This is a genomic window from Nostoc sp. (assembly GCF_036916985.1).
In the GTDB taxonomy this organism is placed as follows: Bacteria; Cyanobacteriota; Cyanobacteriia; order Cyanobacteriales; family Nostocaceae; genus Nostoc.
Genome location: NZ_JBALFD010000039.1, coordinates 1 through 24,826 on the forward strand (window position 1 = coordinate 1; position 24,826 = coordinate 24,826).

A 24,826-nucleotide genomic window follows, 5' to 3' on the forward strand; every position below is an offset into this window, starting at 1 on the left:
TTGAGCTAGAAACCCTTTGGCAGGCATAATAATGCTGAATGCATGGATATATCTAGTTTACCATTTATGCAATTGAAATGTGGAACAGCTTATCTCACCCAGCAACCATCTTTACTGATGGTTTCGTGGTCTTTAACGGTTCTATCCGCTACTTTTAGATACGCAGCCGGGAGAATGATTGATTTATCGCCGTAGATTCCCTTGCCAAATCCTGCGCCAGCGTCTTTACCAGAAATTAGAGTTGACAGAGCCAGAAAATGGTTCTCTGGGTGCTTATTATTGGTTCCGAATAACGTTGCGGTCATATTTTTAGTAATTGTTGGGTAGTTTGTAAGGTTGTTGCCAGAAATTGGTTTGGTGAAACTAAGTTTTCTGGCAGTTGTTAGCCGTTTTTTGGCTAGTAATTTCTTTTACCCGGCTTCTTCCATGTCACTTTCGTAATCAAAAACTTGGGTTACTGAAAAATCACGAAAACCTCTGTTTAAGATCGTGGTGACAAAAGCGCCAGGGGACATTCCATGCTCTTTTGAGAGTGCTTTTATCCACAGTTGGTGACGTTTCTTGATTGAAATTTGAAGTCCCTCTTTCTCAAGGATCGTTACTGATTCTTGAGAGATGCTTAATTTCCAGTCAAAGATGATTGCATCTAACAGCAGGTTTACGGTATCTGAAGTTGATTGGTGCAAAGCGAAGGCGGCTCCAAACAGGATGTCAGTTAAGGATGGGTCTAATTTGATTTTCATTAGTAATTCGTAGTTGCTTTAGTTATTAGCTAGTAGCTGCCTAAGCCTTAGCGTGTAAGGGTTTAAGGCAGTTGCTAGCCGTTGGATTGGGCTAGTAATTGTCAGCTATCTTGAGGGTTCTTTACCTGGGCTTGCCTTGTGCTATGCCCCCTACTCGCCGAACAGTCTTGAGTTACTGCTGGAACTTTGCGTTTTTGGGTTGATATCTATACTGTAATCGAAATACACTGAATTAGCAATACATTAGCAATACAATATTTTATTGCTTGATTGAAAACGATAAAATAACTGTATGTACAATGTATTGCTAATACTTTTGCATTGGTTGTACAATGCTGGAGTATGAAATATAAATATAAGGAGAGAGAAAAAAATGTTTTGTGAAGCCGTAATGACAGAAAGAAGACGCTTATCTACTACTTACAGGCTTGATAGCTGGGTTACAGACCAACTTGTAGACTTAGCCGCTCAAGCAGACGAAAGCGTAAATGCTTATGTGGAAAAAATCTTATATGCACACTGCATAAAAAATTTACCCGAAGATCGACATATAGAACCGTTAGGAGATTTAAGACGCACCGCTACTAAAAGAGGAGATAAGGAAGCTAAATGATATTCAACTTCTCTCCGCAGAGATCGGTTTCACTATAAAACTAGAACTTAGAAAAAAATTTTATAGCAATTTTCCAAATTGGTGTAAGATAAAACCTATTCCAGAAAACAGCTATCATTCAGCTATTTCTCTTAAGTATTCTTTTTTAATCTGTATCATCACGTAACTCAACTAGGGCGAAGAATTGTTCCAGCTAATGTTTTATATGAAGATGAAACAGGTTTTGTACGTCACAATCCGCAGAAACTAGCACGAGTGTTATTGCGGTGGTACGGTAGAGGTCAGCCCCTTCGGGGAATTCAAAATTCAAAATTAAGGAAGATGACTAATGACTAAATTATGAAAATTTTTCTTGCAGATGCAGAAGCGACGCTACGCTTAGGTATTACTCTTGGTGAATCCCTAACCCCTGGAAGTGTAATTTTACTAGAAGGTGATTTAGGGGCTGGCAAAACTACCCTAGTTCAAGGTATTGGCAAAGGTTTGGGAATTGTTGAACCTATTGTCAGTCCTACTTTCACGGTGATTAATGAGTACACAGAAGGACGGCTCCCCCTTTACCACCTGGATTTATATCGTTTAGAACCACAAGAAGTTACAGCCCTGAATTTAGAAAGTTACTGGGAAGGTGTTGAATTCATACCAGGAATTGTGGCAATTGAATGGGCTGAACGATTACCCTACAAGCCAGATAGTTATCTGAGTGTGAGTTTGACCTATGGAGATGGGGGTACTCGTCAAGTCGAACTCGTACCATTCAATTATGATATTAGCAAAGTCATTACTGTGATTTAAGCTTATAGCGCAATACGGTTCTCATTCACGTGAGGAACACCCGTAGGGGCAATACCCTGCGGGAAGCCGCAACTCTTGGAGACGCTTTTCTCTACGAGAGGCTTGTCTGCGACACGCTCCGCGAACGCCAACGCGAACGCGTCTACATGAATTGCCCCTACACCACTTTCGCACTATGGTAAAAGCCCCGCCCGAAGTCAAGCGGAATCTTTTAATGTGGGAGAAGGTTGATACCCTAACTCAGCACGGGCTAAACGCCCCGCTACCGCTAACGGAACTCAGCACTCTTCATACTCCTCCTATCTGCCACTACCACGTTCACCACTGTAAGTTATTAACATTGTTATCTCAACTAAAAAATCTCAAATTGACTTTTCTTCAATCGACAATTGGTAGTCAGAAAAACTGACGCCAGTTACTATAAGTTTGGAAAAGTTCGTAACGCATTGGCTCTCTTTCAAAAGGGAGACTATTTTTCCCTTCATAACCTTAAAAAGCGAGTCAATCTAGGCTGAAGTATCTTATCCGAATAGTATTGAACCTACAGGATTCTTAACTGAACGGGATATATATTCAGGATTTGGCATCTAATAGCTTTATTGCTGTAATAGGAGCAGTTAAAAGCTGATTTAGATAGGTGTACGAATCAAGCAAGCGTAAATAAACTGTTGTTGGGGTAAATGAGAGTTTTTACAGAATTTAGTCAGTTTCGTTGAACCAGATTAGTTCCTGACTGTCATTCAAAGAAGCAATCTGAATTCATCTAGCAACGAAATCTAGTAGAGAAAAATTAGACAATAATAAAGTTCTGTATACATCGCTTAATTTTCCTTACACTTAGTATTCCCAAGTTAAGTTCACAATCTATACATAAAAGAGACTAATTTGTAATTTGTTAAATTAGTTTGAATACTTATAACTAGCAAGAAAATACTATATTCACATCTGTAATTAGCACTTATGTCAAGAAAATATTAACTAAAACATCTCGTATTTCTACGATAATTCCTGTAGAAATACGAGATGTTTTATCCTAAATTAGTTGAGGTTAATATACCTACGTGAATGCACTGTAGTCTGTCAAGTTGAAATTATTGATAGTCAACAGGTTTGTAGTAATGACTTTACTACAAAACCTCAAAGCCAACTTGACAAATTACTAGTTATCTCTAATGAAAGAGGCGATCGCCTTTTTGACCGGAGAACCAGAGTCATCTCTGGTATAATACGTAAGACCTCGATCAATGAATGCAGAGGTAGTATCTATTAACTGCTGAAGAATCTCGGAATTAGTATTATCTATTTCTTCAGTGACTTTTTCTCCTGTAAATCGGTTTGTTCGATCTTCTGGAGGTAATACAATGCGAGGATCTCTATAAGTCTCTTCTGGCTTAGGTTTAAATGTCTCATTTAAATCAAACTGAAGACGTAAGTAACGTTTAGAATCATATCCACCCATAATTTGTCGGCAAATCGTACTACCAATCTCAGATGTAGGTTCCATAAAGATGTTAGTAAGATTTTTTACCCAGTCTAAACCTCTCCAGTTTTTTATTTGCTCATATTGATATGGTTCACCAGTTTGACCTGTTCCAATAGAAAGGATAGAAATATCTTCCAATCGCAGATTATCCAGTTTATATTGTTCCTTGATTGTTCGAGGGACTGAAGACTGACTGACCCTCATAACTAGACTTAAAGCGGCCAGAGAAGGGTTATTAGCAGAAACTCCTCCGTCAATGTGTGGGAATTCCCAATCACCAAATTTTTGTTTATCTACAGGTTCTAATTTATATGGTGGGAAAAAAGTGGGTGCTGATGCAGAAGCGGTACATATTTCCCATAAATAACAGTCATCGTACCATCGATCTCCTAAGTCGGGATGACAATTTGTAAAAAAGGTTGTGTTGCGATATAGGGTATCGTAAGCAAGAATCAAAATAATGGGTTTTTCAATATCCTTGATTCTTTTATAATTATATGCCTCTTTGAGGACGTTAGTAATTCCATCATGAGAATATTTCGATGCTGAAAAGACCTCAAGAATTGATCTGATGATAGACGGAAAGTTTTTATAGCGCTCTTTTCTATCCGGTGGGAATATATCTTTACCCCGATCTCTATACAGTTGAATTAGTTCATCACTCGTCTTACCGACAGCAATTCCTCCTGTTAGTATTGAACCAGTAGAAGTGCCGGCAATCAGGTCAAAATATTCGTGTAAAAACTCTCCTTTACCCTGATTTCTAATTTCTTGTTCTACTTGTTGAAGGATTCGTGCTGCAACGATTCCACGAACACCACCGCCGTCTAAAGTCAAAATTCTGAAGGACATAGCAATTCTCCTTGATGATTTCTACGGTTATGTTTCCGGGCATAGTTTCTGGGGAATACATTACCTGGATTAAATGAGATTAATTGCAATACAATCTCATTTTGTTTACTTCTATCCGACTGAAAAAATACCTAAGCTTTTTTACGAACCACCTTCTCTACGAGAGGCTGACGCCAACGCGCAACGTCTCGTCAGAGAAGGACGCCAAGCAGGGGAAAGAAAAATAGGTAATCTTAAATAGTGGAAAGAGAGTAATTATTGAAGATTTGACTTGAAACACTTATAAATAAACTCAGTGTTTCAAGTTGCAATTTTTGATACAGGGACAAGTCAATACCCTTTGGTTAAAAGGGTAAAGGGGGAAAAACAAGGATTTTCGCCTTTTGGTTTTAACCAAACCACATTGGTTTAGTCTTGACTCTGGATAGATGAAAATCTTGCCAGTTCAAGTATGACTTTGATGTAAAATTATTTGTCTACTACGTAAGCTTAAATAAATATTTGCTATAAGAAAGTTAAAGCTTGACCCCGTACTTGCGTATTTACCTGGCCTTTGTCATAAACTATTTCACCGCCGACGATGGTGGTTTTAGCCCAGCCGGTGAGGTTCCAGGCTTCAAAAGGACTCCAATGGCATTTGGTTAAAAGTTCTTCGCGCCGGACTGGGCGGTATGTGTTTAAATCTACAAGTACTAAATCGGCATCATAGCCAGGTGCGATCGCTCCCTTATTGGGAATACCATAAGCCACAGCTACAGCTTTAGACATCCAGTTCACAACTTGAGCTACAGTACACTTTCCTTGCATCGCCGCAGTTAACATCAAAGCGAGGGAAGTTTCTACCCCAGGCATTCCTGAAGGAGTATTGGGGTATTCTTGAGCTTTTTCTTCTAAGGTATGGGGTGCGTGATCTGTGGCGATGAAATCAATCACACCATCGCGCAAAGCTTGCCAGAGAACTTCGTTATCGTGGGGCGATCGCAAAGGTGGATTCATTTGTGCTAATGTACCAATCTCCTCATAAGCGCTAGTATTCAACAACAAATGTTGTGGTGTTACCTCTGCTGTCACCCAGCTTGGCTTCTCCTGACGCAGCAAATCTGCTTCCAACGCCGTTGACAAATGGAGAATATGCAGCCGACGTTGATATTTTTGAGAAAGTTTTAATGCGAGTTGGGTTGCCAGCAACGCCGCTTGATCGTCTTGAATTTGCGAGTGAACGGCTGGATCGTGAATGTTGGCAAATTCTTGGCGGCGTTGGTTAATTCTAGCTTGGTCTTCGGCATGAACAGCAATCAAGCGATCGCCTTTCGCAAATATCGCCTCCAATGCTGTTTCACCATCAATTAGCAACTGACCATGCATCGACCCCATGAAAATCTTAATTCCCGGTGTTGGCTTTGCTAAAAGCAAATCTGGTAGATTCTCTGCTGTTGCCCCAATAAAAAAGCCATAATTAACCAAGGACTTCTGTGAGGCACGTTCTAGCTTGTCGTCTAAAGCCTGCTGTGTGGTTGTCAGAGGGCGCGTATTGGGCATTTCCAAAAAAGAAGTGACTCCCCCTTTCGCACAGGCACAACTGGCAGTAAATAAATCTTCCTTGTGTTCTAGTCCAGGTTCCCGGAAATGTACCTGCGGATCGATAACTCCTGGCAACAAAGTTAAGCCTTCTGCGTCAACTTCAGTGACTAGTGCTGTTTGGGATATTTCTGGCGCAACTTCGACTATTTGGCGATCGCGCGTCAACACATCCCCAACCATCAGTTCACCATTAGGTAAGATGATGCGAGCGCGGCGAATTAGTAAACTTTTTGGAGATGACATAGTGTTAACAATTCAAAATTCAAAATTCAAAATTAAAGAAATTTCAGACGAATAGAAGTGCCTTGCACGGGTTAAGAGCGTTGTGGCAACTGACGCTCCTCCGTCGCTCATAGCGTTGCCATACCGTTCGCGTTAGCGTCTCTGAAAGAGAAGGCTTTACGCTAACGGGGGATTTAAACTCCGACTGAAATGGATGCTACATGTAGATTGCAGGTTCTTAAACCCTTTAATTTACGATAACCAAGTTTAGACAGGAGGCTATATATTACAGAGAACCATGCTTTTAGGTTAAACTTATTCGCGATCGCAGTAACAAATTTTTGCCGCGCTTTAAAAAAAAGTTTATTTTTAACAAGAGAGGTATGTTGCGCTAGCTTCCCGAAGGGTACGAGAACCACTTAACTCTTATTGGGAAACGTAAGAACATGTTTCCCGCTTCATTCCAACGCAGGAGGGTCATTTCCCCCCGCTCCCTGCCTCCTACCTCCTACCTCCTTCAAAATCTAAAATTGGTAGTCAACATGCAAATATGACTAGGAAATTAAAAATTTCCCGTTAAGATTAACAGATAAAGTCTCACTAGGCGAGTTAATTACCTACATCTTTCGTTAAGTTAAGTAATTTCATGCATAATCAAGTGTCTGATAACAACTCTAGTCAACAACCTGATAATTCCTGGATCGCAGAGCTAGGTAGAACAATTGTATTGAGCATTGTTCTAGCTCTGGGAATTCGTACCTTTGTTGCGGAAGCACGCTGGATTCCTTCTGGATCAATGGAACCGACTCTGCATGGTACACCAAACCAGTGGGAAGCAGACAAAATTATTGTCGATAAGTTGAAGTATAAATTTGCTGACCCGCAACGGGGCGATATAGTAGTATTTTCACCTACAAAAGAGCTACAAAAAGAACAATATCAAGATGCTTTTATTAAACGTATAATTGCCCTACCTGGAGAAAAAATACAACTTAAGGATGGCAAAGTTTATATCAATGACAAACCCCTCCCAGAAGGCAATTACCTCAGTTCTGGACAAACTACAGTTATTGATGTTTGCCAATCAGGGCCACAGCCGCCTTTTTTAGCAAAACCCCAGACCATACCAGCTGATTCATATTTAGTACTAGGTGATAATCGTAACAGTAGTTACGACGGCCGTTGTTGGGGTCTTGTCCCCCGCCAGAATATTATTGGACGTGCTGTAGTTCGCTTCTGGCCTCTAAATCATGTTGGCGGAATCGATAAATCGCCAGTATATCCATAATTCAGAAGTCAGAATTCAGAATTCAGAATTCTGACACCAATCTTTAATCCAAAATCAAAATTGCGCTGGAAGCGCAACAAAGATTTGACCTAAAATCCAAAATTGCTATGACGCCTTACCTAGCAAAAATTTTATTGTATCCAGTTAAGTCATTAGATGGTGTTGAAGTTGAGAACGCTAGAGTTCTTGCCAGTGGGGCACTACAGTATGACCGAGAGTTTGCCATTGTTGACGAACAGGATAGATTTGTCAATGGCAAGCGTCATCCTAAAATTCTTTTACTAAGGGCACAATTTGCACTATTAGATAGAACTATCTCGTTGCAAATTCCAGGTGGTGACTCGCAACAAACTTTTCATCTGGATGAAGAACGGCAAGCATTAGAAGCAACTTTGAGTGATTTTTTTGAGTTTTCTGTCACATTGAGACAAAACTCTCTGATGGGTTTTCCTGATGATAAAAACTCACTTGGCCCAACGGTAATTAGTACGGCAACGTTGACAGAAGTCGCTTCTTGGTTTCCCGGTTTAAGTGTAGATGAAATGCGCCGTCGGATGCGTGCCAATATCGAAATTAGTGGTGTGCCAGCATTTTGGGAAGATCAGCTATTTAGTGAACCAGGTGATTTAGTCTCCTTTCAAGTGGGAGATGTACATTTTTTTGGGGTTAACCCATGTCAGCGTTGTATAGTCCCAACACGCGATTCGTTCTTAGGGGAAGCTTACCCAAACTTTCAAAAAATCTTTGCAACCCAACGACAAGCAACTCTGCCAAATTGGGTTTCTCCAACGCCTTTTAAGAACTTTTACAGCTTGAGTGTCAACACCCAATTACCCCCGTCGTCAGCCGGAAAAATTTTACAAATTGGCGATGAGGTTGACATACTTCCACAACAAAGTTAACATTTCTTAAAAATAGAAAATACAAAGTAAATTTTTTTGGATTTTTTTGTTTTTACTGTGTATTTGCATGACAATTTTAAAATTGTTGTAGTAAAAGATAAGTTTTTGCACAAGCCCAGAGGTTTTGATACCGGAAAATCAAGACATCAGCAATAAAAAATTCAATTTAGGATTGGGTGCTAATGGCGACCTGGATTTTAGAATGGCATACTGGAATCGGTTAAATCTCAGTTCATCTGAGAACATCTGTTGACACATTGCCAGATAAAAATGAATGAAGAGTGCTGAGATGAAAGACCGCCCACAAGGGGCGGGGTATCAACCTACTCCCAATTGTTGATTCCGCTTAACATCGGGCGGGGCTTTTACCATAGTGCAAAAGTACTGAGTATTCAATCTTCTTTACTCAGCACTCACTACTGAGTATGGTAAATTCAGGTGCGCGCGATCGCGTACCCGAATAACCTCGGCAGTCGCAAAGTTTGAAAATTAGGCATTGGAGGAACTCAGTTAGTAAAATAAGTACAATGTGTGCTTGTTTATACTTTTAGATGTTAGAATACACTATAGCTAAAGTGATAGTATGCCGTAATTATGCTGATACAAAATGTAGCTGATATGGCAGAAACCCCCTGGATATGCTAGGGAAGAATTAAACAACAATGTTATCCAAACTTCAGCCCGTCAAATCTATTAATTGCTTAGTTGGCAAAGTTTATGCCAAGATGCCCCTGCGGTATGTTCTGATTGTGCCCTTTATACTACAAATTTGTGGGGCGGTGGGACTTGTAGGCTATCTTTCATATCAAAATGGCCAAAAAGCTGTAAATGAGCTTGCTAATCAATTAGAAAATGAAATCTGCGATCGCATTGAACAGCATCTTGATAGCTATTTAACAACCCCGAAGCAAATCAATCAAATCAACTTAGATGCAGTTGAGCTAGGTTTGCTCAACCTTTCGGACTTTAAAACCACCGGCAATTACTTTTGGAAACAAATGCAGGTTTTCAATGTTGGCTACAACAGTTTTGCCAATCCTAAAGGTGAATTTATCGGTGTTGAACGTCTAGATAATGGCAAGCTCTTGATTAATGAAGTTAGTCAAAAGGGTGGTATAGGCAAACTTTATATTTATCCTACAGACAAGCAAGGAAATCGTCGCCATTTGCAGCAAGTCAAAAATTACGATCCTCGCCTAGAAGCTTGGTATACAGATCCAGTCAAGAGCGGCAAACGAGTTTGGAGTCAAATTTATCAATGGGAAGATAAACCAGAAATTTTATCCATATCTTCCAGCTATCCTGTTTACGATAAAAATCGCAAATTTGTTGGGGTGATTAGTGTTGATTTACTTTTATCACAAATCGGCAAATTTTTAGCCAACTTAAAAATCAAAGAGTCGGGTAAAACTTTTATTTTAGAGCGTTCTGGGTATATGGTGGCTTCTTCTACAAGCGAACCACCGTATACCATCATAAATGGTAAAGGAAAACGGCTATCAGCATTAAATAGTCAAAATTCTTTAATTAGACTTACAACACAGTCTTTAATCAAACGTTTTGGCAATCTTGGGTTTATTGGGGGGAAGCACCAGCTAAGTTTTACCGCCGATGGAATGCGTTATTTTGTGCAGGTAAAAAGCTGGAAGGACGAACTGGGTTTGGATTGGCTAATTGTGGCGGTGATTCCCGAAGGCGAATTTATGGAGGAAATTAACGCTAACACCCGCATTACTATTTTGCTGTCCATAGTTGCTTTTTTAGTAGCGACAAGAATTGGGATTTTGACTGCTCGCTGGGTAATTAAACCGATTTTACAATTAAACGCATCAGCGAAGAAAATTGCTCAAGGTGAATGGAAGCAAACACCAGAAATTCAGCGTTCCGATGAACTGGGGGAACTCGCAAAGTCATTTGAAACGATGGCAAAACAACTCCAAGCATCCTTCAGTGCTTTGTCAACAAAGAATGCCGAGATGCAGGTTTTAAATGAGGCCTTATGTCACAGTCAGAGTCGGCTAACTCAATTTTTAGAAGCCATGCCAGTAGGTGTTTTTATTATTGATGCAGAAGGTGAACCTTATTATATAAATCAAATTGGGCAGCAAATTCTTGGTCAAGAAGGGTTAGCAGAAGTTAATACCGAAAAATTATCAGAGGTATATCAAGCTTACCTTGCTGGGACAAATCAACTTTACCCCAGCGATCGCCTACCAATTTCGCGAGCATTGCTTGGGGAAAGCACCAGGATTGACGATATGGAAATTCACCGTTGTGGCAAGATTACTCCCATTGAGATTTTAGGAAAGCCAATTTATGATGAATCTGGGAATCTGGCTTTTGCGATCGCTACATTTTTTGATATCACCCAACGCAGGCAAACAGAAAAGTTATTAGCAGAATACAATCGCAACTTAGAGGCTCAAGTCAAAAAACGTACTGAAGAGTTTCAACACGTGATTAAGCAACTGCAAATTACCCAAGAAGAACTGATTGAATCGCAAAAAATCGCTGCACAAGAGCAACAAGCCGCTGTTAGAGAAGCCGCACGAAGCGCCGCCGCCAACCTTGCCAAAAGTGAATTTTTGGCTAACATGAGCCACGAACTGCGTACTCCACTCAACGCCATTCTGGGTTTTACCCAGTTTATGAGCCGAGATTATTCACTATCTGGCGAACATCAAGAAAACTTGGCAATTATTAATCGGGCTGGCGAACATCTACTTAACTTAATTAACGACATTCTAGAAATGTCTAAAATCGAAGCTGGCAGAATCACTTTAAATCGCAGCAGCTTCGACTTAATTCATCTGTTGAAGAACTTAGAAGAAATGTTGCACTTGCGTGCTGCATCTAAAAATTTAGAATTATTGTTTAAATATACACCAAATATTCCTAAGTACATAGAAACAGATGAAAATAAACTCTGTCAAGTCTTGATCAATCTCTTAGGAAATGCTATCAAATTTACTGATTCGGGGAGCGTGACATTAAGTGTGAGACTGGGGACTGGGAAGTGGGGAGGGGGGACTGGGGAGCGGGGACTGGGGAGTAGGAAGCAGGAAGCAGGGGTAGAAGAATTAATAACCAATCCCCAATTCCCAATCCCTAATCCCCAGTCCCTAGTCCCCAGTCCCCACTCCCTAATCTTCGAGATCCAAGATACTGGCTGTGGTATTGCACCCCAAGAAATTGACTTGTTGTTTGAGGCTTTTGAGCAAACTGAAATCGGTAGAAAATCGCAACAAGGGACGGGATTAGGTTTGGCGATTAGCCGCAAATATGTACAACTGATGGGAGGAGATATTACGGTCAGCAGTATACCTGGTGTTGGTAGTACATTTGCCTTTAATATTCAGATTGCTCTCACTTGCCCCAGAGAAATCCCGACAAATCAAATTAAATCCAAAATTATAGCTTTAACCCTTAGTGAGAAAGCATACCGTATTTTAATAGTTGATGACTCCAAAGAAAGCCGTCTATTGCTAGTTAAAATTCTCACATCTCTAGGCTTTGAAGTCCGGGAAGCTACAGATGGCCGAGAAGCGATCGCAAATTGGGAATCTTGGCAACCACACTTGATTTTTATGGATATGCGAATGCCAGTTATGGACGGTTATGAAGCCACAAGAGTGATTAAAGCTAGAGAAATCGGGCATGGGGCAAATACGTTGCGGAGGTTCCCAAAATTCAAACAACTGGCATCATCGGGAAGCCATTGTCTGACCGGAGGGTTAACCGATTCAGCTAACTCCGAGACAATCAAAGTTGTACGCAAAGCATCTCCCGTAGACGAAACAACTGGTATATCCACGTTCGCAAAGTTGATGCCAACAGCCTTGGCTTCTCCTTACAACTTCTCTGAAGCAACGCCAGATCGCTCCAATACACACACGATCATTATTGCCCTAACTGCTAGTGCCTTTGAGGAAGAACGCCAGAAAATTTTATCCATTGGCTGCGATGATTTTATTCGCAAGCCATTCACACAGGAAGTATTATTGGAAAAACTGAGCCAACATCTGGGTTTAAAATATACCAACCAAGTAGAATCTACAAACACAGTGTTTATGGATCAATCTACACAGGTGTTTGTCAGTGCTGCCGAACTCCTGAGACATTTATCACAAATGTCACCTGAGTGGCTCCAACAGATCCACTACGCCGCAGCCAGCTGTAGCGATGAACTGATTTTAGAGTTACTTAAGCAAATTCCATCAGATAATGATCAAGTTTTCCAAGTTCTTAGGGATTTAGCAAATAACTACCAGTTTGAGAAAATCATGGAATTGACTAGAAGCAACGTAGAATGAATTACGAGCATTTAGACCCTGATAAAAAAGATATTTTGATCATTGATGATATGGCGGATAACCTCCGAGTTTTATCCTCCATATTGACAAGGGAAGGGTATAACGTTCGTAAAGCCTTAAACTGGCAAATGGCACTGACAGCAACTCAAACAGTATTACCGGATTTGATTCTACTCGATATTATGATGCCAGAAGTAGATGGCTATGAAATTTGTCAGACATTTAAAGCTTGGGAACTAACAGCCGATATTCCGGTGATTTTTATTAGCGCTTTAGATGATGTTTTTGATAAAGTTAAAGCCTTTAGGGTGGGTGGTGTAGACTACATTACCAAACCTTTTGAGTTTCAAGAAGTTTTGGTACGCGTGCAAAATCAACTGGCATTGAGATCGGCGCGATTAGAAATATTGAAACTAAATGTCGAACTAGAAGATCGGGTAAAAGAGCGGACTAGTGAGCTAGAAAAAACTCTCCAAAAACTTCAACAAGAAATCCATTCCCGCCAGAAATTGCAAAGCCAATTGCTAGATATAGCATTGCATGATTCACTGACTGGATTACCAAACCGAGTTTTATTTATTAGGCGACTAGAAAATGCTCTTAATCGGGCGAAGCAAGAATCTAGTTATCAGTTTGCAGTCCTGTTTTTGGACTGCGATCGCTTCAAAGTTGTCAATGATTCTCTCGGTCATTTGGTGGGAGATGAATTACTAATAGGCATCGCCCGCCGCCTGCAAGCATGTTTGATTCCAATTGATACTCTAGCACGATTGGGCGGTGACGAATTTGGCATCCTCCTAGAAAATATCACAGATATCAATATAGCAATCCAAGTTGCCGAACAGATTTTGCAACAGCTATCCCTTGCTTTTAAACTGTCAAGATATGAAGTATTTATGAATGCCAGTATTGGCATTAGTTGGGGCAATAAAAATTACGATCGCCCAGAGTATTTATTGCGAGATGCTGATACAGCAATGTATCGGGCTAAGGCTCAAGGAAGAGGTAAATATCACGTCTTCAATCCGGCCATGCATCAGGAAGCTATTCAGCTTTTAGAGTTAGAAAATGACCTGCGAAGGGCTGTTGAAAGGCAAGAATTCCTCGTTTATTATCAGCCAATTGTTTCTCTGAATACAGGTAGAATTTCTGGATTTGAAGCCTTGGTGCGCTGGCGACATCCAATTCGTGGTTTAGTTTCTCCCACAGAATTTATTCCTGTGGCTGAAGAAACGGGTTTGATTAATGCCATCAATACTTGGGTATTACAGTCAGCTTGTCATCAATTAAGCATCTGGCAACATTTTCCAGTGACACCAGAACCTCTAAGTATGAGTGTCAATTTGAGTGCTAGATTATTTTTACAGCCGAATTTTGTACAACAAATTGATCGAATAATTTATGAAAATAAAATAAATCCGGCATATTTAGAATTAGAAATTACCGAAAGTGTAATTATGGAAAATAGTCATGCAATTAAAATAATTCTGCAACAACTCAAGCAGCGAAAAATTAAGTTAATTATGGATGACTTTGGTACAGGATATTCATCTCTGAGTTACCTGCACAGCTTTCCTTTTAATGCACTTAAAATCGATCAATCTTTCGTCAAACGTATGCAGGAGAATAAAGAAAATATGGGTTTAGTACCAGCAATGATTGGTATTGCTAACTCAATGGGGATGAGTGCGATCGCAGAAGGTGTCGAAACAGAAGAACAGTTAGCGCAATTGAGAAGTTTAAATTGTAATTTTGCTCAAGGATATCTGTTCTCTCAACCCATAGAGCAACAACTAGTTCTGAAGTTGCTCGCCGCAGCGCCTCAATGGTAGATATTAAATGATCGGGGATAAGGTAGGAGGCAAACTCCATGAATCAATTCAAAATTCAATTGTCTTAAAAAGTTGCTCCCCCTTAAATAAAGCTCATAACTGGCTAATAGCTTTTATATGCGGCAAAACTCTCTAGTCACCGTAGGACTTAAACTATAAATATAAGTATTTTGGTGAAGTTGGTCAATAAATTTTAGGGTGATTTCAAATAAGCATTTACTATCCTCAATCATTATACGCATAACTTCTGATAATAATGCATTTTAATCAAACTAACAATTACAAAAAAAATATTTTGGTGGTAGATGATACCCCAGATAATTTACGGCTTTTATCGGCGATGTTGACTGCACAAGGTTTTGAAGTTCGCAAAGCCTTAAACGGGAAAATGGCACTGACTGCATGTCAAATGGTTTTGCCTGATGTAATTTTGCTGGATATCAACATGCCAGGGATGGATGGCTATGAAGTTTGTCAACAACTGAAAGCTGACGAGAAAACTTGCGAAGTTCCAGTAATTTTTATTAGCGCCCTAGATGATGTTGTAGATAAGGTAAAAGCTTTTGATGTTGGTGGTGTAGATTACATAGCCAAACCGTTTCATGGGGCAGAGGTAGTGTTGCGAATCGAAAATCAGATTAATTTACGTTTGCTCCAAGTTAAACTACAAGAAAAAAACTTTTTACTCCAACAGGCTTTAGATAATTTACAAGCCTCTCAAGTTAAACAAATTCAGAACGAAAAGATGGTGGCGTTGGGACAGTTAGTAGCTGGGCTGGCTCATGAGATTAACAATCCGATCAGTTTCATTTATGGGAATCTCCAATATGCTGGTCAATATGTAGAAGACCTAGTAAATATGATCGAGGTCTATCAACAGGAGTATCCCAAACCCACACGAAAAATTCAGGAAATAGCCAAAGATATAGACCTGAATTTTATCATTAAGGATCTACAAAAACTGATAGGTGCAATGTATAGAGGCTCCGATCGGATTCGGGAAATTGTACTGGCGCTACAACACTTCTCTCGGCATGATGAAGCAGAGATGAAGCGAGTAAATATCCATGAAGACATTGAAAATACTTTAGTGATGTTACAACATCGGCTCAGAGAAACAGCCGATCGTTCGGCAATTATTATAGTGAAAGATTATGGTAATTTGCCTCTAGTAACTTGTTACGCGAGTGAACTAAATCAAGTATTTATGCATTTGTTGAATAATGCTATTGATGCAATAGAAGAGGGAGTGGAAAATAAATCTTCTACTCCCTATTCCCTACTTTCTACTCCCCAAATTCGGATTCATACAGAGGTGACAGACTTAAATATGGTCAAAATTGCGATCGCAGATAATGGTCTTGGTATTGAAGAATCATTGCGATCGCGTTTATTTGACCCATTTTTTACCACAAAACCTGTGGGTAAAGGTAGTGGGCTAGGATTATCCATTAGCTATCAGATTATCGTCCAAAAACACCGAGGAAATATTACCTGTAACTCATCTGTTGGCAAAGGAGCAGAATTTGCGATCGAAATTCCCATAGAGCAACCGGAGGTTTCATTACAGGTTTAAAGGGATTGGGGACTTTCCCCGATAAAATCTAATTAATCAACAATTCTGGTGCGACTAATCCTTTTTGGATAGCTAAAACTGCGGCTTGAGTGCGATCGCGTACTTCTAGTTTCTGTAAAATAGCATGAACGTGAACCCGTACTGTACCAGGGGCAATGTAGAGAATTTCAGCAATTTCTTGATTGCTTTTGCCAGCTGCTACTAATGCCAAAATTTCTTGTTCGCGCTTTGTTAAGGGATTTTCTAAGGATTCCTCAGTTTTTGCGGACTGTATCGCCATCGAATTGCCCTCAAAAGCGGCTCTAATTTCTGTGGTTGCCGTTTGATCCCACCAAGAAGCGCCCGCCGCAACCGATCGCACCGCCAATATCAGAGACTCAGCAGGAATACCTTTTAGACAATAACCTTGGGCCCCAGCGGCAATTAACCGCGAAATCAGGGGCTTTTCAGAACGAGATGTTAAAACGAGAATTGGTAAACTTGGGTGCTTCTGCTTGATTTGGCGACAAGCCTCAATCCCGCCAATTCCTGGTAAACCTATATCCAGCAAGACCAAATCCAGAGGATAGCGATTTGCTAATTCTACAGCTTGTTCCCCATCTTCTGCTTCTGCGACAATCTCCAAACTGGTTTCTTGTTGCAACCGCATCCGCAAACCAAGCCGAAATAATTCATCATCTTCAACGAGTAAGATTTTTGTCATTAGTAATTGGGCACAAGAGGCAGAAGGCAGGAGGCAGAAGGCAGAAGTTCTTTAATTTTGAATTTTGAATTTTGAATTTTGAATTGATTTCTCCCCTCAACTCCCCGGTGGTGGACAAGCAGGGAGTCGGAAACCAAAGAGTGCGCCGCGTGGTGAGCGATTCTCTGCCCAAATTGTACCCCCATGAGCAGTAATAATTTGCCTGGTCAAATAAAGTCCTAGTCCAGAACCGGAGACGTGGCGATCGCTATTTCCTTGATAAAATCTCTCAAATAAGTGGGGTAATTCTTTTTCGGTAATGCCGGAACCAGTATCGAGTATTTTTACCACTTGATCGCTAGAATAACCTTCAAATACTACTTCTACTTTACCGCCACGAGGGGTATGGTTAATACCATTACTCAGAAGATTGGTGAAGACTCGCCCAAGTTGCAAAGAATCGCCATTTACCCAGAGAAAGCTCCGAAAATCTGATTCACCATAGTGCAGAGAAATATAAACCTGACGTGTTCTCGCTAGTTCGCTCAGGGTAGCAATGATCTCCTCTGCTATTGTCACCAAGTTAACAGGTGATATCTGGAGTTTCAGCCCTTCGGCATCATTGCGGTAGACATCTAAAAGAGTTTGGACTAATTGTAGTGTACTCCGATGACTACGAGCCATTGTTTGCAAGACTTTTGCTTGCATAGGTGTGATTTCACCAAATTGCTCATTTTGAAAATATTTCAGCGTTTCAATTGCTCCTAATAGGGGTGTTTTCAAATCATGCGTTAGGGTAGAAACGAAATCTTCACGCATAATCGCTAGTTGTTCTTGAGAGCGTAATTGTGCTTGAGTATAAGCGATCGCTTCTTCATGACGGTGGTTGCGATCGCTTAACCAACCTGTTACTACCAATGCCAATACTGCAATCAACCGATTTGCCAACGTTGGCAGAGCAATTATTTCTCCTCCTGGGACAAACAAATTCAATAATGTTAATCCTGTAGCGGCAAGAGTGATCCCCAAAACTGCTTTCCGATTCAATCGGGAATCTGCTAACAAAATTGTCCCTGTGTAGAGATAGCCAAATACATACTCAGGGGGTGTCAAATATTCCAGCACTATGACAATCGCAAAGGCGATCGCTATTAGCCCATAAGTCTCCCCACGTTCATTGATAGCTTCTTTTATAATCAATAATCGACTTAACATTTATTAATTTTTAATTTTTAAGTCCGCTTGCGGTAATAGTAGTCTGTCAATAAATAATTGATGGATAAATTGTTTGTAGAGACGGCGATTTATCGCGTCTCTCTAACCGTCAAAATGAAGTTACTAGTTTGATTCAGGCTGCGGGAGTGTCAGAAATTGCCAAATTACCCATACTGCAAAAGTTGGTGCGCCAATTGTCGCTGCTATTAATAACGGCTCTAGTCCATTTAGTAAGGTAACGATGGGAAACAAATATAGCACGTCTTCAATATCAAACCCGGCGAAATTTGGTTGACGGTTAGCCTCTTTACCTGAACGCTGTTCTATTTGGTTTCGCAAATGGAAGATGCAGGCAACAGACACGCCAGAGACTATCCCCATCAGCAATGCCCACCAACCAAATCTTCCTTCCCTAAGACCATATCCAATACACACAAACAAAAGAATATGGATGATGGCATCACTAGCAAGGTCATACTGATGTCCCCATTTGCTGCTTTTTCCACTCAAACGGGCTAATTCACCGTCTGTATGATCTAGAAAGTTGGATAAAGCAAACAGTGCTGCTCCAATGTTAGCCCAGATGACATTGCTAACTGCGTAGGTGTAGCCGGTTGTAGACATCGCGATGGCAGCTGCTAACCCAGTTACAAGTCTGACTGTGGTGAGATGATTAGGGTTTACCCAACTATCTTTTAAAGGTTTAACTAGCCTGTAAGCAAGTTGAGCATCCCAAGGCTTTGTGGTCATAGATAAACTTAGATTTGATTTGGCCTTGAAATATCATAGCGGTTCTCATTTGGATGAAACACACCGTAGGAGCGCTTGAAAATTACTGACCGAAAATGAAGGCTTGTGTCATCTCGTTCCCAGTCTGAAGACTGGGAATGTATTCTCAGAGGCTCTGCCTCTGGTCAAGCCACTGGAGGCGGAGCCTGCCAAAATCGGTTCCCAGCCTCCAGGCTGGGAACCAGTCAGTCTAAGGGCTGTGTCTTAAATTAGTGCCATTAGATACAGAGCAACTAAATTTATTTATAGAGATCATTAATTTTTAATTCGGAGCAAAGCGACGTGACTGGTGCTGAAACTACACTCTTCGCCTCTAACGCAGCTGCAACCCGTAAAATTAATGCTTCATTATATGGTGCTGCAATCAATTGCACACCTAAAGGTAAGGCATTTTGGCGCTTAATTGGTACTGATAAAACAGGTAAACCAATGAAAGATAATGGTTGAGTAAATAACCCTAAATGAGGACGGACAAGAATTTCTTCGCCATCCAAAATCATGGTTTGTTGACCCATTAGCGGTGCTGCAATTGGTGTAGTTGGGGCAAGAATGACATCGACATTTTGAAAAACTTCCCGCACGCGATCGCGATACCATTGTCTAAATCGTTGTGCTTGGATATACCAGCTACTTGGAATTAACGCCCCAGCCAAAAAGCGATCGCGTGTTGCTGGATCAAAATCTTCAGGACGACATTGCAACTGATGCAAATGCAGATTTGCACCCTCGCTGGCTGTAATCACAAAGGCTGCTGCACGGGCGCGGTGCGTTTCTGGTATAGTTACGTATTCAGTGACATTTAAAGCATCAGCTACTTTTTGCACTGCTGCTAAAGCTTCGGTTTCTGCACCTTTAACAAAGTAATCAGCTGCAATGGCAATTCTGATATTAGAAATATCTGGTTTAAGTCGTGGTAGAACCAATTCAGGCGGACGCTTTGTACAAACTGGATCGCGATCGTCTTCTCCCTGAAGCACATCAAACACCGTAGCAATATCTTGCACCGAACGCGCAAAAGGGCCAATGTGGTCAAAACTGCTAGAAAATAAAGCTACCCCAGCACGAGATAACCTTCCATAAGTCGGCTTGAAACCAAAAACGCCACACAACGCCGCCGGAACCCGAATTGAACCATTAGTATCAGAACCCAATGTCAATGGTACTAACCCAGCCGCAACCGCCGCCGCCGAACCACCCGATGAACCACCAGCAACTCGCTGTAAATCATGGGGGTTGTGAGTAGCACCGTAATAAGAGTTTTCCGTGACAAACCCATAGGCGTACTCATCCATATTCAAAGCGCCAATTAGTATTGCACCCGCTTGTTTCAGCTTGGCTACTGCGGTTGCGTCAAGGCTTGCTACTGGATTTTCTGCATTGATTTTCGATCCCGCCAGAGTCGTTAACCCAGCAATATCAAAGAGATTTTTCACTGCAAAAGGCACACCAGCAAGGATTCCAGGATGATTACCTTGGGCAATTTCTCTATCAATACGTGCTGCATCTGTTAAAGCTGTGTCAGCAGTCACAGCCGTAAAACAGTTGAGTTGATGATCCCGCGCGGCGATTCGTGCTAACGCCGCCTGAGTAACTTCCACCGCACTAACTTTGCCTTCACGCACAGCAGCAGCTATTGATACAGCATCATTCATGGTTCAAAAACTGGTGCAACTTCAATATCCTCTGGTATAGGGAAAGAATTTACAAGATTAGCGATCGCCCTAATTCTCTCAAAATTTGCCACCACACCATCACGATACTCATCCCTTATCTCTAAATCCAACAACAACGCCATTTGATCAACATACTCACCTACATTAAACTCTTCTGTTCTCATCTCTCCTCCTCCGTCCCCTCTGCATTCAGTATATTCTCTGATGCACTTGAATAAGCAGGTGAATGATAGTATAATTTTCAATTATTGCTATTTAAAAATCCAGTAAAAATCAGAATAGCTTAGTTCAGGAAATGTTACCCTGGTTTAGGGACTAGCTGATTAGCCTCTGTCCTTTTCTAATTACAAAGCTTTTCCCATAAAGTAGCTTTCACAGTATCAATTACAATCTTTCCAAACTTATCATTAGGAATTTGACGAGATTGAATTAGTTTTCCGTTGCGAGTGTAAGACTCATATCCAGTTATTCTAGTTGCTCTTTCGCTGCATAACATCTGTTCTTGAACAACTAAATATTTATTCTGACTTTCACTAATCAACATTTCTGAATATTGATATCCTCCATTTATTTCCCTTATTGATTCATCATCAATGTAAAATGACGTTTCGCTTTCATTGTCACCGATATGTTGCCACTCTGCTGCTGCCGGCAACGCCGCAGACATAGCAATCATTAAACCTAATATCAAACTTTTCATAACACACCAAAGAAATTCATCATCTCTTAGGCGTTAGCCTTTAGTCATCAGGAACTTTAGGGATATTATATGAAGTTCTTGTATGGCAACCGTAACTCACTCATAGTAAAAGTAACTGTCCTTGAATTACTGAACCTAAATGTTGTTGTATTTTCTTCCACCTTTTAGCTTAAATATTTTAGAAAAACCTGTATAAAACAAAAAGCTTTAAGATACCTTAAAGCTTTTTGTCTCTTATTATTTATTTGATTTAAAATTTGTCTGTTGGACTAAATAGCGATGTAATTGAGTCCCTGTTCTTTGCTTTTGCAAAATTTACCGAATCCATTTGGTTTAGCACCAAAACACAAAAAGCGTATAACATTGCGACATACAGCATAAACTCAAAAACAAGGAGTTCTATTTTGACAGAACTTATTTTGACCCTTTCTGCCTTTATCTCAGCATCCGATATATCCGTCCAATTTTCTAGCCACTCTCCATCAACGTCCTTAACAAATTGGTATATGGCATCAACTCCCATAAGCCTTTTAGAGCGTCTTAACTCTCTGGCGCTCTCTAGAGCAACTCTTGCTCTAGTAACTTTCTGTTCTTTGGGAATTTCAACTTGATAGGACATCATGGCTTCTAACTTGCTTATCTGTCTATATCAATTTTAGAATAACAGTTTTTCGGGATTTCGTCACTACACTGGAATGCTTCTTGTCCAATTCTTGACTCAATTTGATGGACTGTTGGGTTGTAACTTACAAACAAACCCCGATCAATTCCCCAATATTGTAAAGTATCTAACCATTTTTGCTGCTTTGGTTGAGAAAGTGTACCTTGAATAGTAGTTATTTGAACAGAAAGAGGTAAATTGGTTAGTCCAGAAGCGAATAAATCTGTTGCCATTGATAGATCCGCAATATAAGAATGAAATGTATCACCTCCAAGAAATTCTATTACTTGGCATATCTTCTCAACTAAAGGAGTATCGTTTCCTTGGAATTTACCAGCCATTAATTCTTTTTTCCAGGTTTCTTTTTTTGGATCTCTCTCATTAATCCAAAGGGGGAATAAATATTCGTACCAATACATCTCTATTGGTGTCAGTGAGGACAGTTCAGCCTCCTTGTCCTCTTTAGGTATTAATTGTAGTTCTAACCAAAATGTTGCATCTTCTATCAACTCTTCCAAAAGAAGCATTACGTGTTTTTTAGATACCAGTTGTCCAGATTTTTTATCAGCAATCCATCTACTCATTTCCCTTAGCCTTGATGCCAAATTTGGATAATTATCTTGAGAATCTTGAATTAATCTTACTAAGTTAGACCTGATTTCATCTGGAGATTTTTGCACGCTAAATTTACTACCTAAATAAATAATCGATTTGCCCCGGTGACAGCTATGCTAGTTGAGCGCCAATCGTAAGGATTCGGTTTTGATAACCATACCGTAATTGCACAAGCTTGAGTAGAAAGAGCGCAATCACCCTCTCGCAACAGTAATTATATTTAAGGATAATGTCATGACCAATGTCTTTGAGTCCATTCTTCGCTTTTGGTGATGTGTAAAATAGTGTTCATAGTAATTAATTAACAAATGCGATTAATTTTATACAGTAAACCCGGCTGTCATTTATGTGAAGGCTTGCAAGAAAAGCTAGAACAAATCCAAAATTTCAGTTTCGAGTTGGAAGTTAGGGATATTACGACTCGTGAAGATTGGTTTGCTGCGTATGAGTATGAAGTGCCGGTACTTTATTTATCAAACCACAGAGGCGCAGAGGACACAGAGGAGGGGAGTGAGAAATTATTGCCGCGTCCTTCTCCTCGTGTTAGTGTGCAACAGTTGGAGCAAATGTTACGTAAGTATTTAGCCAATTAGAAAAAAATAATGCAAAATAAGCGCAAGATTAAGAATGTGGCGAGGTTCACAAGATGAAATTGCGGGAATTACTAAGAGCAGTAGACAGTGTTGAGCAATTGCCTAGCCATGCGACTTTAGAGGATGTGGAAGTTAGGGGTTTGAAAACGAATTCCCATGCTTGTCGTGTGGGAGATTTGTTTATTGGGATGCCAGGAACGCGAGTTGATGGTGGGGAATTTTGGCAAAGTGCGATCGCATCTGGTGCTGTTGCTGCGATCGTCTCTCCTGAAGCGGCACAAAAAAATCCTCCCACAAATGAGGCTGTAGTTATCAGTGCCAGTAACATAACTCAAGCTTGTGCCCAAATAGCTAGTGCTTTTTACGGTTATCCAGGACGCAAACTCAAGCTGGTGGGCGTGACTGGTACAAATGGTAAAACTACAACTACTCATCTAATCGAATTTTTGCTCATCAAAGCGAATTTAGCGACAGCTTTGATGGGAACTCTCTACACTCGTTGGGCAGGTTTTGAGCAAACTGCTGCCCACACTACGCCCTTTGCAGTGGAATTGCAACAGCAGTTAGCAGAGGCCGTAAATGCTGGTAGTGAGTTCGGGGTGATGGAAGTCAGTTCTCACGCCTTGGCTCAAGGTAGAGTATTGGGCTGTGAATTTGAAGTAGGGGTGTTTAGTAATCTTACCCAAGACCATCTCGACTATCACAGCGATATGGAAGATTATTTTGCTGCCAAAGCGTTGTTGTTTAGCCCGAATTATCTCAAGGGACGGGCAATAATTAATGCTGATGATGCTTATGGCAAACGGTTACTTGCTTCGTTAGATTCTGAGCGTGTTTGGAGTTACAGCGTCAACGACAACAGTGCTGATTTATGGATGAGTGATTTAAATTACCAGCCCAATGGTGTCAGTGGGACATTACATACACCAAAAGGTGACGTAGCTTTTCGATCGCCCCTAGTCGGACAATATAATTTAGAAAATCTCCTCGCAGCCGTAGGAGCAGTTTTACACTTAGGGCTAGATTTACAGTTAGTGGCATCTGTAATACCTGAGTTTCCTGGAGTTCCCGGACGGATGGAACGGGTACAAATTAATACTGAGCAAGATATTAGCGTGATTGTGGATTATGCCCACACACCCGATAGCCTAGAAAACTTACTGAAAGCTGCACGTCCATTTATACCTGGCAAGGTAATTTGTGTATTTGGTTGTGGAGGCGATCGCGATCGCACCAAGCGCCCAAAAATGGGTAAAATTGCTGCTGAGTTAGCTGATGTAGCAGTGGTGACCTCAGATAATCCCCGAACTGAAGATCCAGAAAGGATTTTGCAAGATATTTTAGCGGGAATAGCTGACACAGTGCAGCCAACTGTAATTTGCGATCGCGCGATCGCAATTCGTACTGCTATTTTACAAGCACAACCCGGTGATGGAGTATTGCTTGCTGGTAAAGGTCACGAAGATTATCAAATTCTCGGCACTGAAAAAATCCATTTTGACGACCGAGAACACGGACGCGACGCTTTACACGAAAGACTGAAAATACATTAATTTGGGCATGGGGCATTGGGCATTGGTAACTCTTCCCCAATCCCCAATCCCCAATTTTCCATAGTTCATATTTATTTCCGTGGGGATTTTGTAAAAAATGCACACATAAAGGTGAAAATCGAAGACAGAATTATTTCTTGCTTCA

22 protein-coding genes are annotated in these 24,826 nt (G+C 40.7%); 10 read left to right on the forward strand and 12 right to left on the reverse strand.

The genetic code is table 11. From position 1 onward, the window contains the following. Positions 1-89 precede the first annotated feature (89 nt). Positions 90-305: a hypothetical protein gene (locus V7L07_RS14030; RefSeq protein ID WP_335058714.1), complete on the reverse strand. Its 216-nt coding sequence runs from the start codon at positions 303-305 to the stop codon at positions 90-92. A 105-nt stretch (positions 306-410) separates the two neighbouring features. After that, on the reverse strand, positions 411-743 hold the full coding sequence (locus V7L07_RS14035) for a hypothetical protein (protein WP_335058716.1): 333 nt from the start codon (positions 741-743) through the stop codon (positions 411-413). A 373-nt stretch (positions 744-1,116) separates the two neighbouring features. Between V7L07_RS14035 and V7L07_RS14040 the strand changes: the two genes are divergently transcribed. From V7L07_RS14040 to V7L07_RS14050, 3 genes are all read left to right on the forward strand, one after another. Then, positions 1,117-1,356: a hypothetical protein gene (locus V7L07_RS14040; protein ID WP_335058718.1), complete on the forward strand. Its 240-nt coding sequence runs from the start codon at positions 1,117-1,119 to the stop codon at positions 1,354-1,356. A gap of 339 nt (positions 1,357-1,695) precedes the next feature. After that, positions 1,696-2,151, forward strand: a complete 456-nt coding sequence (gene tsaE, locus V7L07_RS14045) for a tRNA (adenosine(37)-N6)-threonylcarbamoyltransferase complex ATPase subunit type 1 TsaE (protein WP_335058720.1) — start codon at positions 1,696-1,698, stop codon at positions 2,149-2,151. Positions 2,152-2,326: 175 nt separating this feature from the next. Then, entirely contained in the window at positions 2,327-2,560 is a 234-nt protein-coding gene (locus V7L07_RS14050; protein ID WP_335058722.1) for a hypothetical protein, read from the forward strand. Between the two features lie 750 nt (positions 2,561-3,310). Here the strand turns inward: V7L07_RS14050 and V7L07_RS14055 are convergent. Together V7L07_RS14055 and V7L07_RS14060 are read right to left on the reverse strand one after the other, a co-directional pair. Then, positions 3,311-4,486, reverse strand: a complete 1,176-nt coding sequence (locus V7L07_RS14055; RefSeq protein WP_335058724.1) for a patatin-like phospholipase family protein — start codon at positions 4,484-4,486, stop codon at positions 3,311-3,313. Between the two features lie 504 nt (positions 4,487-4,990). Beyond that, complete coding sequence (locus V7L07_RS14060) at positions 4,991-6,310, reverse strand: dihydroorotase (protein WP_335058726.1); 1,320 nt, start codon at positions 6,308-6,310, stop codon at positions 4,991-4,993. Positions 6,311-6,935: 625 nt separating this feature from the next. Here V7L07_RS14060 and lepB point away from each other — a divergent pair. From lepB to V7L07_RS14085, 5 genes are all read left to right on the forward strand, one after another. Continuing rightward, positions 6,936-7,577: a signal peptidase I gene (gene lepB / locus V7L07_RS14065; protein WP_335058728.1), complete on the forward strand. Its 642-nt coding sequence runs from the start codon at positions 6,936-6,938 to the stop codon at positions 7,575-7,577. Between the two features lie 107 nt (positions 7,578-7,684). Continuing rightward, entirely contained in the window at positions 7,685-8,479 is a 795-nt protein-coding gene (locus V7L07_RS14070) for an MOSC domain-containing protein (RefSeq protein ID WP_335058730.1), read from the forward strand. 662 nt (positions 8,480-9,141) lie between these two features. Then, on the forward strand, positions 9,142-12,792 hold the full coding sequence (locus V7L07_RS14075; RefSeq protein WP_335058732.1) for an ATP-binding protein: 3,651 nt from the start codon (positions 9,142-9,144) through the stop codon (positions 12,790-12,792). Then, entirely contained in the window at positions 12,789-14,624 is a 1,836-nt protein-coding gene (locus V7L07_RS14080; protein WP_335058733.1) for a two-component system response regulator, read from the forward strand. Before V7L07_RS14075 ends, V7L07_RS14080 begins: the two co-directional genes overlap by 4 nt. Before the next feature lie 256 nt (positions 14,625-14,880). Then, a complete protein-coding gene (locus V7L07_RS14085) occupies positions 14,881-16,200 on the forward strand; it encodes a hybrid sensor histidine kinase/response regulator (protein WP_335058735.1) in 1,320 nt (439 codons plus the stop codon). 28 nt (positions 16,201-16,228) lie between these two features. Here the strand turns inward: V7L07_RS14085 and V7L07_RS14090 are convergent, their stop codons facing one another. The 8 genes from V7L07_RS14090 to V7L07_RS14125 form a co-directional block, all read right to left on the reverse strand. After that, on the reverse strand, positions 16,229-16,903 hold the full coding sequence (locus V7L07_RS14090) for a response regulator transcription factor (RefSeq protein WP_335058737.1): 675 nt from the start codon (positions 16,901-16,903) through the stop codon (positions 16,229-16,231). Positions 16,904-16,999: 96 nt separating this feature from the next. Further along, positions 17,000-18,097, reverse strand: a complete 1,098-nt coding sequence (locus tag V7L07_RS14095; protein WP_335058739.1) for a sensor histidine kinase — start codon at positions 18,095-18,097, stop codon at positions 17,000-17,002. A 123-nt stretch (positions 18,098-18,220) separates the two neighbouring features. Next, positions 18,221-18,847, reverse strand: a complete 627-nt coding sequence (locus tag V7L07_RS14100) for a CDP-alcohol phosphatidyltransferase family protein (RefSeq protein WP_334779914.1) — start codon at positions 18,845-18,847, stop codon at positions 18,221-18,223. Between the two features lie 278 nt (positions 18,848-19,125). Then, positions 19,126-20,538: an AtzE family amidohydrolase gene (locus V7L07_RS14105; protein WP_335058741.1), complete on the reverse strand. Its 1,413-nt coding sequence runs from the start codon at positions 20,536-20,538 to the stop codon at positions 19,126-19,128. Further along, positions 20,535-20,723, reverse strand: coding sequence for a DUF4089 domain-containing protein (locus V7L07_RS14110; RefSeq protein WP_335058743.1), 189 nt, complete (start codon positions 20,721-20,723; stop codon positions 20,535-20,537). The genes V7L07_RS14105 and V7L07_RS14110 overlap by 4 nt, the downstream gene beginning before the upstream one ends. Positions 20,724-20,899: 176 nt before the next feature. After that, positions 20,900-21,259 (reverse strand): surface-adhesin E family protein, encoded by a 360-nt coding sequence (locus tag V7L07_RS14115; RefSeq protein WP_335058745.1) that lies wholly within the window; start codon positions 21,257-21,259, stop codon positions 20,900-20,902. 250 nt (positions 21,260-21,509) lie between these two features. After that, on the reverse strand, positions 21,510-21,881 hold the full coding sequence (locus tag V7L07_RS14120; RefSeq protein WP_335058747.1) for a hypothetical protein: 372 nt from the start codon (positions 21,879-21,881) through the stop codon (positions 21,510-21,512). A 14-nt stretch (positions 21,882-21,895) separates the two neighbouring features. Beyond that, positions 21,896-22,600, reverse strand: a complete 705-nt coding sequence (locus tag V7L07_RS14125) for a hypothetical protein (RefSeq protein WP_335058749.1) — start codon at positions 22,598-22,600, stop codon at positions 21,896-21,898. A gap of 243 nt (positions 22,601-22,843) precedes the next feature. On the opposite strand from V7L07_RS14125, the gene V7L07_RS14130 reads away from it, so the two are divergent. Then, positions 22,844-23,128: a glutaredoxin family protein gene (locus tag V7L07_RS14130; RefSeq protein WP_335058751.1), complete on the forward strand. Its 285-nt coding sequence runs from the start codon at positions 22,844-22,846 to the stop codon at positions 23,126-23,128. 53 nt (positions 23,129-23,181) lie between these two features. Beyond that, positions 23,182-24,681: a UDP-N-acetylmuramoyl-L-alanyl-D-glutamate--2,6-diaminopimelate ligase gene (locus V7L07_RS14135; RefSeq protein WP_335058753.1), complete on the forward strand. Its 1,500-nt coding sequence runs from the start codon at positions 23,182-23,184 to the stop codon at positions 24,679-24,681. The last annotated feature ends 145 nt before the right edge of the window (positions 24,682-24,826 follow it).

Coding starts and splice junctions, on each gene's coding strand:
- V7L07_RS14120 (WP_335058747.1), bottom strand. CDS start 21,881: ATGATGTCCTATCAAGTTGAAATTCCCAAAGAACAGAAAGTTACTAGA.
- V7L07_RS14095 (WP_335058739.1), bottom strand. CDS start 18,097: ATGTTAAGTCGATTATTGATTATAAAAGAAGCTATCAATGAACGTGGG.
- V7L07_RS14040 (WP_335058718.1), top strand. CDS start 1,117: ATGTTTTGTGAAGCCGTAATGACAGAAAGAAGACGCTTATCTACTACT.
- V7L07_RS14115 (WP_335058745.1), bottom strand. CDS start 21,259: ATGAAAAGTTTGATATTAGGTTTAATGATTGCTATGTCTGCGGCGTTG.
- V7L07_RS14090 (WP_335058737.1), bottom strand. CDS start 16,903: ATGACAAAAATCTTACTCGTTGAAGATGATGAATTATTTCGGCTTGGT.
- V7L07_RS14070 (WP_335058730.1), top strand. CDS start 7,685: ATGACGCCTTACCTAGCAAAAATTTTATTGTATCCAGTTAAGTCATTA.
- V7L07_RS14080 (WP_335058733.1), top strand. CDS start 12,789: ATGAATTACGAGCATTTAGACCCTGATAAAAAAGATATTTTGATCATT.
- V7L07_RS14135 (WP_335058753.1), top strand. CDS start 23,182: ATGAAATTGCGGGAATTACTAAGAGCAGTAGACAGTGTTGAGCAATTG.
- tsaE (WP_335058720.1), top strand. CDS start 1,696: ATGAAAATTTTTCTTGCAGATGCAGAAGCGACGCTACGCTTAGGTATT.
- V7L07_RS14030 (WP_335058714.1), bottom strand. CDS start 305: ATGACCGCAACGTTATTCGGAACCAATAATAAGCACCCAGAGAACCAT.
- V7L07_RS14060 (WP_335058726.1), bottom strand. CDS start 6,310: ATGTCATCTCCAAAAAGTTTACTAATTCGCCGCGCTCGCATCATCTTA.
- V7L07_RS14055 (WP_335058724.1), bottom strand. CDS start 4,486: ATGTCCTTCAGAATTTTGACTTTAGACGGCGGTGGTGTTCGTGGAATC.
- V7L07_RS14050 (WP_335058722.1), top strand. CDS start 2,327: ATGGTAAAAGCCCCGCCCGAAGTCAAGCGGAATCTTTTAATGTGGGAG.
- V7L07_RS14110 (WP_335058743.1), bottom strand. CDS start 20,723: ATGAGAACAGAAGAGTTTAATGTAGGTGAGTATGTTGATCAAATGGCG.
- V7L07_RS14035 (WP_335058716.1), bottom strand. CDS start 743: ATGAAAATCAAATTAGACCCATCCTTAACTGACATCCTGTTTGGAGCC.
- lepB (WP_335058728.1), top strand. CDS start 6,936: ATGCATAATCAAGTGTCTGATAACAACTCTAGTCAACAACCTGATAAT.
- V7L07_RS14100 (WP_334779914.1), bottom strand. CDS start 18,847: ATGACCACAAAGCCTTGGGATGCTCAACTTGCTTACAGGCTAGTTAAA.
- V7L07_RS14130 (WP_335058751.1), top strand. CDS start 22,844: ATGCGATTAATTTTATACAGTAAACCCGGCTGTCATTTATGTGAAGGC.
- V7L07_RS14085 (WP_335058735.1), top strand. CDS start 14,881: ATGCATTTTAATCAAACTAACAATTACAAAAAAAATATTTTGGTGGTA.
- V7L07_RS14105 (WP_335058741.1), bottom strand. CDS start 20,538: ATGAATGATGCTGTATCAATAGCTGCTGCTGTGCGTGAAGGCAAAGTT.
- V7L07_RS14075 (WP_335058732.1), top strand. CDS start 9,142: ATGTTATCCAAACTTCAGCCCGTCAAATCTATTAATTGCTTAGTTGGC.